Source organism: Shewanella mesophila (assembly GCF_019457515.1).
Classification (GTDB): domain Bacteria; phylum Pseudomonadota; class Gammaproteobacteria; order Enterobacterales; family Shewanellaceae; genus Shewanella; species Shewanella mesophila.
This window is the reverse complement of sequence record NZ_CP080421.1, coordinates 1,634,653-1,647,363: the sequence shown is the minus strand read 5'-3', so window position 1 is coordinate 1,647,363 and position 12,711 is coordinate 1,634,653. Positions and strand designations below refer to the sequence as shown.

The window sequence follows — 12,711 nt, the reverse complement described above, 5'->3', positions numbered from 1 at the left end:
TCTGCATCTGGATGGAGCTACCAATTGCCAACAACGACGCAAATAACTCAGAGTCCGAACGACCATCGCCAATATCAATATTTACAGCTTGGCAATGATCTCAGAGTACTTTTGGTTGAAGATATGCAAGCCACTCAGGCGGCAGCATCAATGGCTGTTAATGTTGGTCATTTTGACGATCCCGTGGCGCGACCTGGTATGGCTCACTTTCTTGAGCACATGCTGTTTTTAGGCACCAAGAAGTACCCAAAACCTGGCGAGTACCATGCCTTTATCAATCAACATGGCGGCAGTAATAACGCATGGACAGGCACCGAGCAAACTAACTTTTTCTTCTCTATCGATAGCGAGGTCTTTGAGGAATCACTGGATCGTTTCAGCCAGTTTTTTATCGCGCCTTGCTTTGATTTAGAGTTAGTCGATAGAGAACGTCATGCGATTGAATCTGAATTTAGTCTAAAACTTAAAGATGATATTCGCCGCACTTATCAGGTTCAAAAAGAAACCGTCAATCAAAAGCATCCTTTTTCCAAGTTTTCAGTTGGAAACCTAGAGACATTATCGGGTAGCGAACAAGATTTACGACAAGAATTACTCGAATTTTATCAAAGCCATTACAGCGCAAATTTAATGACCTTGTGTTTAGTTGCCCCATTAACGCTTGCTCAGCTTGCTCAGCTCGCACAGAGCTATTTTGCTGGGATAAAAAATAATCATCTGCGCAAGCAATACCCTGATACGCCCATTTATCAAACAGAGCAACTGCAACAACAGATTAATATCGTCCCGCTCAAAGAGCAGCGACGAGTTGCAATCACATTTCCACTGCCAGCAATCGATCACTTCTATAAACGCAAACCGCTAACCTTTATTAGTCATCTATTAGGTTATGAAGGGAAAGGCAGCTTACTGAGCTATTTAAAAGATCAGGAGTTAGCCAGCAACCTTTCAGCCGGTGGTGGAGTGAATGGATATAACTTTAAAGACTACAACATCAGCATTCAGTTAACTGATAAGGGATTAACTCAATTAGACGATGTCATTAAAGCCACATTTGAATATCTAAAACTCATCAAACATTTTGGACTAGAACAATGGCGCTATCAAGAAAGAGCCAACCTTCTCAAGTTGGCGTTTAAATATCAAGAGCAGATCAAACCACTAGATCTAGCCAGTCATCTCAGTATTAATATGCATCACTATGATATTGAAGACCTAGTATACGGTGACTATCGAATGGATGGCCTAGATACCACCCAAGCGATGACACTATTAAATCTGATGACATCAGAGAATATGCGTATTCAGCTGATATCGCCTAATTTAGAGACAGAGCAACAGGCCGCTTGGTATCACTCACCCTATCAAATAAAACCGATAGACAGTAAACGCCTAGCTGCTTGGGCTGATCCAGAGATACGTAAAGAACTCACACTGCCTGAGCCCAACCCTTTTATTATCGAAGACTCTGTTGCCAGATCAGACAAGAGCAATCACAAGGTACCCACCATAGTATCTCAAGAAACGGGTTACCGTATTTGGCACCGAAAAGATGATGAATTTAACGTCCCTAAAGGACACATGTATCTTTCCTTGGACTCAGACCAAGCGGCATCAACCCCCCGCCATGCCGCTTTAACGCGTTTATATGTGGAGATGCTGTTAGATTATCTGACCGAATACACTTACCCAGCAGAAGTAGCAGGGCTAAGTTACAATATCTACCCCCATCAGGGTGGCATTACCCTTCACCTCACAGGTTTTACAGGTAAGCAGGAAGCACTGCTCTCACTATTAATAAGTAAGGCTCGAGAGCGTAACTTTACCCAAAGTCGCTTTAAGTTAATAAAACGCCAGATCCTACGTAACTGGTACAACCAAAGTCGCGCTAAACCGATATCGCAGCTATTCACCAGCCTTACGGTGACATTGCAAAAACGTAGTTACGAACCCTTGAGAATGGCGGAAGAGCTAGAAAACTTGACCTTAGATGACCTACATAACCATGTACGTAACTTTTATGAAAAAATTCACCTAGAAGGTTTAGTCTACGGTGACTGGCTGACAAAAGAAGCACAGTCATTAGGTAAACGCCTCGATCACATTCTATCGCTTGTTTCGTCACCAAGCGGCGAATCTGAACGTGAACTTATCAATCTAGATAATGTAGGAACCTTAATTCGAGAGGTGCCTGTCGCACATCAAGACAGCAGTATTATCGTCTACTATCAATCATCAGAAGCGTCACCGCTGAACATGGCCCTATTCAGTCTATTAAACCACACCATGTCTTCGACCTTCTTTCATGAACTCAGAACTAAGCGGCAACTAGGCTATATGGTCGGAACAGGCTATCTGCCTTTAAACCGATATCCCGGAATGATTTTCTATATTCAGTCACCCACAACAGGGCCCTTACAGCTATTAGAAGCGATCGATGAATTCATTGCCGACTTTAACTACGCAGTTATGCAGATCACCAATCAACAATGGGAACAAACGAAACAAGGCCTAGTTAACCAGATAATGGAACACGACCCCAATTTGAAAACTCGTGGCCAGCGCTACTGGTCAAGCATTGGTAACAAAGATTACAGCTTCAATCAACGCGAGTTAGTGGTAGGTGAGATTAATCTGCTCACACGTTCAGATCTAATTAAATTCATAATGAAAAAAATGCGTACCAAACATAGTGACCGCTTAGTGTTGTTCACAACTGGTGAGCAGCACCTAAGCCAAGACAGATTATCATCTAGCAATATGATCACTGATTTACGCTCGTTCAAACAACAAGCAGCGAAATTCAACTATTAGCGATAGCCTATTCAATCGATAACAAGCTAACTAACGCCTGTGCACTCTACATTCGAAAGCTCGAGAAACTCATCTACGCCTTCATCTCGTAATGAGTTAGCATCGATAAGTGTAGGCATAGCTAGTTAGCTGTTTTAAGCATAATGCAACGACATTCATCATCTTAAGTTTATGAACTCAACTTAGGTTAGTGGGTCTTATTGAGCACATGAACACTCGATGGGGCTTCCAATATGCAACCACTAATTAGCCATTGGCGACAACAACACATTTTGTTAACGAAAACACCAGAGCTATCAAACTAGATAAAACCCTTGCTTTACACCCAAAATCAGTGAAAACACGGCAATAACAGCCAGAACACAGCAACAACCACCAAAATGGAATGAAAATAAAAATAATTAACAACTAACTATTTTCAGTGTTCTTTTGACAAACCCTCAACTTTCTGAAAAAGTAGGTTAAACATCTGTTGCCTATGCACTATTGGCTAATAATCAAACTAATAATTATGCCTAATTCTTTGATAAAAATTTTAATCTTATCTTTTTTAGTAACCTGTTTTTCAGGCCATTCGTACGCTGATGAAAATACTGAGCCTACAATCTTGCTGAATAGCAAAACATACAGCGTTCCAGAAGGATTATCACAAAGCACTGTCACATCAATTGTAGAAGGCAATGATGGATATATTTGGATTGGTACGCTGAATGGTCTCAACCGTTTTGACGGGAAGGTTTTTAAAAAATATTTTGCTGGAAAAACAACAGGTCTACCGAGTTCATTCGTAAGAAGCTTAGCCTATACATCCGGTGGAAAGCTAATGGTTGGCACGGATAAAGGATTAGTAATATATTCCCCCAGAGATGAAAAATTCATCAGCGATAACCTTTTTACATCAAAAACAAACGATCCTATTTGGCAAATTTACAGCCAAAAAGAACAAATAATAATAGCAACAGAAAAAGAATTAATAATCACTGATTTGAATGCGGAAAAAATCCTAAAAAAAATAGAGGGTACTTATGAGACAAAACAAATAGTTAGAGATGAGAAGCATATTTACCTAAGAGACTACGTAGGAAACCTGATAAGATTCAACAATAACTTTGATAATAAAAAAATCATATCAAAGAATGTTAAAGACATTATTTCTGCTGGTGAAAAAATATTATACCTAACTCAAGATTCACTATTTGAAATATCAAATGGAGTTGAAAAAAAAACAAATAACGTCGACCTTGAAAAGTTAATATATAAAGATGGAAACCCATATGGCATTAAAGGCAATGTTTTATTCAATCTGGAACATGGTTTTGGAAAAAGAACAGCAAAAAAAATAAAAAACCTCCCTGAAACCTCTAGCATTTCGGTCATATACACAACTGACCAAGCAACACACATAGGATTTGTAAACAAGGGTTTATTAACGATAAATGACTCTGAAAATATAATACGCAGCATTACAGATAGCAATAAAAACACATGGCATTTCAGTTTGGACTCAAATGGGAAAATATTAGTTTCTTCTGATAGCAAAAAAATTAAACTATATGATTCATCAATGATCAAAGTTGATGAGTTTGATAGTGGAATTTATGGCTTCAAGAATTCAATACTATGGTCAAAAAAATTATTTATTGGCAGTGATTATGGTTTAATAATAATTGATATCATTGACCGTTCAACAAAAAAAATATTAAAAAACAAAATAACATATCTGCAGAGAGATAACGATAGAATTCTGGCAGGTACAAATTCAGGGGAAATCTTTGAGATAGATGAATATGGGAATGTTAATAACAATATAGTGACTGAGGTAACACAACCAATTCTAGGGCTATTGAAGATATCTAAAGAACATTTCTTTATAACAACGCAGTCTGGCGTATTTGAAATCAAAAATAATAAAACAGAACAAATTTCAAATATGTTAACTTACAGTATAGCTAAACATAAAGATAAGATTTTACTTGGAACAGCTGATAGTATATACGAATACTCTGAAGATGAAGGAAACCTTAAATTAATATTTAAAAATGAAAAAGGAATTTATTCTATCTTATCAATGGGTGATTCAATTTTAGCATCATCACTTAGTGAAATCGTTTATATTAAAAACAAAAAAAATTATATATTTCCGACTAGAAATGGTAGCCAATATGAATACAACACACCAAGTGGATTAGCTATAAATGATGAAACGGCGTTATTTGGTGGTATTGATGGTATAAGTCTTGTTAGGTTAGAGCTTATCGATAGTTTTTTAGAAACAATTCCTAACTTAAGAACATCAATTGATAAGTTACTAATATTCAATTCACCCGTTAAAACGGGAAGTAAGTACCTAAATCATGCAATTTCTTATACTGAAAATTTGGAACTGAAACACTCAGATTATCCATTTACTTTCAAATTTAGTAGCCCTAATGCTAATTCAAGGCTTATTGAACATTTTTACCAAATGCAAGGGCTATCAGACGACTGGATAGCAGCGCAAGACATTGATGCAGCAACTTATACTAACTTGTCTGCAGGTAAATATAATTTCAATGTATATGCTAAAGATTTTTTGACAGATACCGTCGGACCAACCCAAAGCATTAGCATTACTATAACACCACCTTGGTGGCTATCTAGCACTGCAAAATTAGTATATTTATCTGTAAGCCTACTAATCACTTTTATTGTTATAAAAGCAATCTTACGCCGCCAAGAAGTACAAAGACAAATCGCAAAGTCTGAAGAACGCTTAAAGCTATCACTTTGGGGAAGCGGCGATGAGATGTGGGACTGGGACATAGAAACGGGACAGATCTATCGCTCTAACATTTGGGGGGCTCTCGAATTTCCTCGTGATGGCCAGCGCTCAGGAGAAAAAGGGGAAGAGAGTAATATTCATCCGATGGATCAAGAACGTGTGACCAACGCACTGAATAAACATTTTTACGGTGAGACCGACCACTTCGAAGCCGCATATCGAGTAAAAGGTAAAGATGAGCAATGGGTTTGGATCTTAGATAGGGCCAAGATTGTCGAACGTGATGAGCACGATAAAGCCCTGCGTATGACAGGTACCATTAAAAATATTAGCAATTTTAAACAAGCTGAGGAGCAACTTAGGCTGTTTGAGCGTGCAATCGAAAATATCTCCGAAGGGATGTTTATCTTAGATAACCAGTTTAATTTCGTTGAGGTCAACGAAGCTTGCTGCGATCTTTGTGAGAAGAGTCGCAATGACTTTATCGGAGAACGTTTCCAGTTCGATCTATACCCTGAGAGCTATTCACAGCAGATCCGGAATATTTTACAACAACAGGGAAGCTGGAGTAATGAAGTGGAGTCCGCAAGAGGCGATGGTTCCAGCTTTTTAATGGAACTGACAGTCGACGCAATCTATGATGAGCAGGGATCGCTTTCTCACTATGTTGGCGTTTTTTCTGATATTTCTCGACGCAAGCAACAAGAAGAGGAACTAAGAAAACTGACCAACAATGATCTACTCACTAACCTACCCAATCGTTCTAGCCTTATGGTTACCCTTGGTAACCTAGTAAAAAAAGACACCCACCACACACTTATGGTGCTCGATCTTGATAACTTCAAAAAGATTAACGATTCACTTGGACATCAAGTGGGAGATGAGCTGCTGATAAAGGTCGCACGACGAATCGAGTCGACAGTCCCCTACCACACCAGTATCTATCGTCTCGGTGGCGATGAGTTCGCCATATTGGTTGATAACAATCCAGATATAGGTTCAAGTGCAGTTATAGCAAATAATGTCGTTGACGCCTTTACGAATCCATTTGAATTAACAAAAGACAAAGTAGTCGTTGGCGTCAGCATTGGGATTGTGCTCTATCCAGAGGACGATCAGAACGAACAGGCACTATTGCGCAAAGCCGATATTGCTATGTACCACGCAAAATCGGCGGGGGGAAATCGTTATCAATTCTACTCAGAGTCGCTTAACCGTAACGCCATTCGTCAGTTAGAAGTAGAGAACCTTATCCGTGAAGGGTTGAGAGATGATCTATTTGAGGTCTATTATCAGCCTAAGATTGATCTCAAGTCGGGTAAAATGGCGGGGATGGAAGCCTTGGTTCGATTAAACCATCCTATCCATGGTTTGATTCCACCATCCGACTTTATCCCACTGGCAGAAGAGAATGGCCTTATCGTTGAAATTGGTGAAGTTGTTTTGCGTAAAGCCTGCTTTGCGGCGCAAAATTGGCGCCGCCAAGAAATGTTTAATGGCCGAGTTGCCGTCAATTTGTCATCACAGCAGTTCGCTTTACCCGATCTTCAACAACGAATAGAGTCAATTTTACGACTCACCCAACTACCCGCAGCCAATTTAGAGCTTGAAATTACCGAAGGCACCGTCATAAAGCAGCCAGAAAAGGCCATTAAGGTGATGATGCAGCTTTCAAAGATGGGAGTGAGCCTGGCATTGGATGATTTCGGCACAGGTTACTCATCGCTTTCCTATTTAAAACGCTTCCCAATCGATACCTTAAAAATAGATAAGGCCTTTGTGGACGATATTGATAAATCAGATCGCGATCTGAAAATGGTCGACTCTATTATTACCATCGCCCACAACATGGGCTTGTCCGTCGTAGGCGAAGGGGTTGAAGATGCTTCTCAGCTTAGCATATTAAAAGCGCTTAAATGCGAGGAAATTCAAGGGTTTATATTCAGCAAAGCCGTGTGTGAAAGTGATTTCTCCGACTTGTTAAGGCGCGATGCAATCACGCCACACGCTATACATATGGCGCAAAATAGAAAGTAATAACACAGTAAAAACTAACTGTTTAACAACTTTTAAGAAAAGAAAAACAAAAGATGGCATAACACCTGCAATAGTTCTTTCAGACGTCAACAAATTGTTGGCAATAATAAAATCACTAACTCTGAGAGAATACGACAATGATTAACGGACTAGTTACTGCCATCGCTTTTGCCCTTACTTGCTCTTCAAATTTTGACACAATTTCACTTACTGGCTCACCACATATCAAGTTCTCACAAACTCAAGTAGCTGGCTCTCCACACATCAAGTTTTCACAAACTCAAGTAGCTGGCTCTCCACACATCAAGTTTTCACAAACTCAAGTAGCTGGCTCTCCACACATCAAGTTTTCACAAACTCAAGTAGCTGGCTCTCCACACATCAAGTTTTCACAAACTCAAGTAGCTGGCTCTCCACACATCAAGTTTTCACAAACTCAAGTAGCTGGCTCACCGCACATCAAGTTTTCACAAACTCAAGTAGCTGGCTCACCGCACATCAAGTTTTCACAAACTCAAGTAGCTGGCTCACCGCACATCAAGTTTTCACAAACTCAAGTAGCTGGCTCACCGCACATCAAGTTTTCACAAACTCAAGTAGCTGGCTCACCGCACATCAAGTTTTCACAAACTCAAGTAGCTGGCTCACCGCACATCAAGTTTTCACAAACTCAAGTAGCTGGCTCACCGCACATCAAATTCATCAACACAGCTGTAGCTTAAGTTTAAGGAGAATGATTATGTTAGATTCATTAAAGAAAGCTCTTGGACTTAACCACAAACCAGAGCGTAAGAGAGTACAACTTCCTGCTGGTTTAGATCACTTAGAAGTGATCCCAGCCAAGGGTTGGTGGAACTAGTTGAAGCAAACGATAAAACGATCAAGATTATCTATCGTAGATACTTAAAAAGGAGCGAATACGCTCCTTTTTATTTTATATTGGCCTGAAGTAACGTAATCAACTTAACCCATTGATTAAAAAATTAAATCACTACCACTCAAAGGTTGATTTGGCTAGCGCCCTTACCTTGCGCTCGTTTAATGGCAAAGCGTTTATGGGTCGAAAATAAGGGATAGCCTACGGGGCCTAACACCAATCCTAACAATGCCCAGCGCTTAACACCTAAACCCGCTCTAAAGGCTAAGTTCCCCATCACCACACTGCTCACGGTCAAAATACTGACGACAAATACAATCACTTATAACCTCTTTAACGACAAATACCAGTTTACTCACTTAGCGATCGGCTAAGACTTGCAACCACAGACTAGCTAATACGAAGCAGCTCAGGTTCAAAGCAAGCATAAAATATCGCAGCATCATACCTAAAACCATCTTAAAAATGAACAAAAAACAGGCAAGCAATATCCTGCAGGCAAAAAAAATGCGGCATTATGTTGCCGCATTGTTAAGATCAATTAAAGGTGACTTAATCGTGAAATCGAGTACCAGCGGTCGCCATCTCGACAAGTCGGTCACAAGGTTTAAAGCGCTTGCCATGAACTTTGGCATACTGATCTAATGTCTCAACCAGCTTATCTGCACCTAATGTATCGATATAACGGAACGGGCCACCAAGAAACGGCGGGAAACCGATGCCAAAGATAGCGCCTATATCGCCGTCGCGAGCAGAAGCAATAATCCCCTCCTCTAGGCAGCGCACCGCTTCATTCAACATCTGCACAACACAGCGCTGAGCTAGCTCTTTCATATCACCAGCAGAAGAGGGGGTTAACCCTAAAACGGTGTAAACAGTTTCATCGACCAACTTTTTCTTCGACTTACTACCGTACTGATAGAAACCTTTGCCGTTTTTACGACCTTTCCGGTCATCAGCCAATAATTTGTCAAACGCAGTCGGAGCCTTAAAGCGCTCACCCAGCTCTGTCTCCAATATCGGCGAGATCTTGGCACCCACATCGATACCGACTTCGTCAAGCAAAGTCATAGGCCCGACTGGGAAGCCAAATTGAACGAGTGCTTTATCAAGATGCTCAACACTCTGCCCTTCTAGCAACAGATTAGCGGCTTCATTCATATACAGCGCTAAGATACGATTAACATAAAATCCAGCGCCATCTTGCACCACGATTGGTGTCTTCCCCTGCTTACGGGCGAAAGCAACTGTAGTGGCAATGGTCTGGGCAGAGGTCTTCTTATGGGCAATAACCTCTACCAATGGCATTTTTTCCACAGGAGAGAAATAATGCAAACCAATCACATTTTCTGGACGTTCTGCAGCTTCTGCAATTTGCGAGATAGGTAGTGAAGAGGTGTTAGAAGCAAAAATGGTATCCTCATTACACTCTCTTTCTACATCTTTAACCATCTGATGCTTAAGCGCTAAGTCTTCAAATACCGCTTCAACAACGATATCGGCATCTTTAATCCCCTTATATTCGGTTGTCGTGGTCATCAAAGACATCAAATTATCACGCGCGGCGGGCGTCATATGGCGACGCTTAACCCCTTTATCCAGCAATTTATATGCGTAAGCGAGCGCATTACTTAAACCTGTTTCATTGATGTCTTTGACGCGCGCAGGAATTTTCGCTTTAGTCGTGGTCACCGAGGCAATACCGCCTCCCATTAATCCTCCACCTAGCACCATCACCTTTTTAACCGGCTTGGGCTGAACTTCTCCTGCACCAGACTCTTTCTTCATCTCTGTGGTCGCAAAAAAGATACTGCGAAGCGCTTCAGATTCTGCAGAAATCACCAAGTCACCAAAGTGATTTGCTTCAGCATCTAAGCCGACCACCATCCCCTTCGTCATCCCTTGCCGAACACAATCGATGATCTTAGCCGGTGCAGGATAGTTTCCTTGAGTCTTCTTGTTAACTTGCTTTAGCGCTTGATCGAAAATGATATTACGTCCAACAGGCGTACCTTCAAGTAAACGATTGACTAAAGACGTCTTACGCTTTGGCTGTACTTTCTTACCAGCCAACGCCATTTCAATCGCTGTTTGCAATAAAATGGACTCAGGAACCACATCATTAACTAAGCCCATCTTTAATGCTTGCTTAGGGCGTAGTTGCTTACCCGTTAACATCATATCCAGTGCAGCAGTAATACCAACCAAACGAGGCAGACGCTGAGTACCGCCACCGCCAGGTAGTAATCCAAGTTGTACTTCGGGCACACCCATCATTGTCTTAGGGCTATCGCTGCAGACTCGCTGATGACAAGCTAACGCCAGCTCCAATCCACCACCTAAACAGGCACCATGAATAGCGGCTACAACAGGAATATTCAGAGACTCCAAGGCAAAGAACACTTCGTGTCCCTGTTTTGAAAGCTCTCTAGCATCCTCGGCGGTCTGGCATGCTGCTAACATTGAGATATCGGCGCCAGCAACGAAGGAATCTTTCTTACCAGAAACCAGTACAATACCGCGGATATGTTGATCTGCTTTGATTTCGGCAAGCATCTCACAAATCTCAGGGCCAAACTCGGCTCGTAGAGTATTCATTGTTTCACCAGGAACATCCATGGTGAGTACGGCAATACCATTTTCTAGACGATTTAAACTAAAACTCTTTTCCATGAGATCACTCCACTTCTACAATCATTGCTACGCCAAGACCACCAGCAGCACAGGCCGTTGCCAACCCTGTACCACCACCACGACGTTTAAGTTCACGACACACCTGAGTGATCAAGCGAGTACCCGTTGCCGCAAATGGATGACCATAAGCAAGTGAGCCACCTAATACGTTAAATTTGCCCATATCAATTTCGCCAATGGCGCGATTACGGCCCAGCTTTTCTTGTGCAAACTTTTTAGAAGCAAACATCTGCATGTTAGCCAGTGTTTGGGCAGCGAACGCTTCATGCATTTCAATCAGAGTTAAATCCTCAAGCTCCATTCCAGCGCGCTTGAGTGCAAGCGGTGTCGCATAAGATGGTCCCATCAACATATCTTGCCATACGTCAATCGCTGTAAACGCGTAACTCTTTATGTAACCTATCGGTTGATAACCTAATGCCTTAGCACGGCTTTCACTCATGAGTAGCACAGCTGACGCGCCATCGGTCAATGGCGTACTGTTAGCCGCGGTGACAGAGCCATGTTTACGATCGAATGCGGGTCTCAGCTTGGCATATGAATCAATAGATGAGTTTTCACGAATATTGTTGTCACGATCGATAAAAGACTTATATGGAGGCACATGTGCCGTCATCACTTCCTCACGCAAATGGCCCGAATTCCAGGTTTCAGTTGCTAAAGAGTGAGAACGATGCGCTAACGCGTCTTGATCGGCGCGGCTAATATTATAGGTCTTAGCCATTTGCTCTGCTGTTTGCCCCATAGATAACCCAGTAGAGTATTCGGCGACCGCAGGTGGAACAGGTAACAAGTCTTTTAAACCTAAACGTCTAAAGATGGCGAGCTTTTGACCAAAGCTACGGGCCTTATTGAGATCAACCAGCGCATGAGCCAGTTTTTTCGACACGCCAATGGGCAATACCGAAGATGAATCCGCGCCACCGGCAATTCCTATCTCGATATTTCCTGTCATGATAGATTCGGCGACATTTACCGCTGATTGAAAACTAGTAGCACAGGCACGAGTCACACTGTAGGCATCGGTCGCAACATTCATACCCGTTCCGAGTACGATTTCGCGGGCAATATTGGGCGCGGCAGGCATCTGCACCACTTGGCCATACACCAACTGCTCAATCTCTTTAGGGTCTAGTTCAGAGCGAGATAGCAACTCATTGACCACCATTTTCCCCATATCCAATGCCGAAACACCATGAAATGCAGTGGCCTGCTTAGCAAAAGGGGTTCGAAGCCCCATCACAATCGCAATGCGATCGCCTTTTGCATTGGTTACTTGCTGTAAATCACTCATCTTTTGCCCTCTTTTTACGCCGAATAAGCATTATGCTATTGGCGCAGTTATTATTGTTTCCTTACACTGCTGCCTCATAAATCATCACCTAGCAACAGGTCAGACCATCAAAGTGTGATCTGATTCTAACTTCTTATTTCAAAGTTTTAAACAGCTGTTTGGTTTTTACTGGTAAATTATCCAAAAAGATGTTGATTAACAATGTTTAATAAAAGCCAATTTACCCCCCTTAAT

The 12,711-nt window shown here is 41.6% G+C and carries 6 protein-coding genes; 3 read left to right on the top strand and 3 right to left on the bottom strand.

Annotation, left to right across the window (positions count from 1 at the left end):
* Positions 1–24: 24 nt before the first annotated feature.
* From K0I73_RS07195 to K0I73_RS07185, 3 genes are all read left to right on the top strand, one after another.
* Entirely contained in the window at positions 25–2,814 is a 2,790-nt protein-coding gene (locus K0I73_RS07195) for an insulinase family protein (protein ID WP_220063804.1), read from the top strand.
* A gap of 511 nt (positions 2,815–3,325) precedes the next feature.
* A complete protein-coding gene (locus K0I73_RS07190; protein ID WP_220063803.1) occupies positions 3,326–7,612 on the top strand; it encodes an EAL domain-containing protein in 4,287 nt (1,428 codons plus the stop codon).
* A gap of 137 nt (positions 7,613–7,749) precedes the next feature.
* Positions 7,750–8,334, top strand: a complete 585-nt coding sequence (locus tag K0I73_RS07185) for a hypothetical protein (protein ID WP_220063802.1) — start codon at positions 7,750–7,752, stop codon at positions 8,332–8,334.
* A gap of 276 nt (positions 8,335–8,610) precedes the next feature.
* Here the strand turns inward: K0I73_RS07185 and K0I73_RS07180 are convergent, their stop codons facing one another.
* The 3 genes from K0I73_RS07180 to fadI all read right to left on the bottom strand — a co-directional run bounded on the left by K0I73_RS07180 (position 8,611) and on the right by fadI (position 12,477).
* Positions 8,611–8,811 (bottom strand): hypothetical protein, encoded by a 201-nt coding sequence (locus K0I73_RS07180; protein ID WP_220064470.1) that lies wholly within the window; start codon positions 8,809–8,811, stop codon positions 8,611–8,613.
* A 230-nt stretch (positions 8,812–9,041) separates the two neighbouring features.
* On the bottom strand, positions 9,042–11,162 hold the full coding sequence (gene fadJ, locus K0I73_RS07175) for a fatty acid oxidation complex subunit alpha FadJ (RefSeq protein WP_220063801.1): 2,121 nt from the start codon (positions 11,160–11,162) through the stop codon (positions 9,042–9,044).
* A gap of 4 nt (positions 11,163–11,166) precedes the next feature.
* Entirely contained in the window at positions 11,167–12,477 is a 1,311-nt protein-coding gene (gene fadI, locus K0I73_RS07170) for an acetyl-CoA C-acyltransferase FadI (protein ID WP_220063800.1), read from the bottom strand.
* Between the last annotated feature and the right edge of the window lie 234 nt (positions 12,478–12,711).

What these genes read in the sequence shown, in the direction of transcription:
- K0I73_RS07190 (WP_220063803.1), top strand. Translation starts at nt 3,326, where the DNA reads ATGCCTAATTCTTTGATAAAAATTTTAATCTTATCTTTTTTAGTAACC.
- K0I73_RS07185 (WP_220063802.1), top strand. Translation starts at nt 7,750, where the DNA reads ATGATTAACGGACTAGTTACTGCCATCGCTTTTGCCCTTACTTGCTCT.
- fadJ (WP_220063801.1), bottom strand. Translation starts at nt 11,162, where the DNA reads ATGGAAAAGAGTTTTAGTTTAAATCGTCTAGAAAATGGTATTGCCGTA.
- fadI (WP_220063800.1), bottom strand. Translation starts at nt 12,477, where the DNA reads ATGAGTGATTTACAGCAAGTAACCAATGCAAAAGGCGATCGCATTGCG.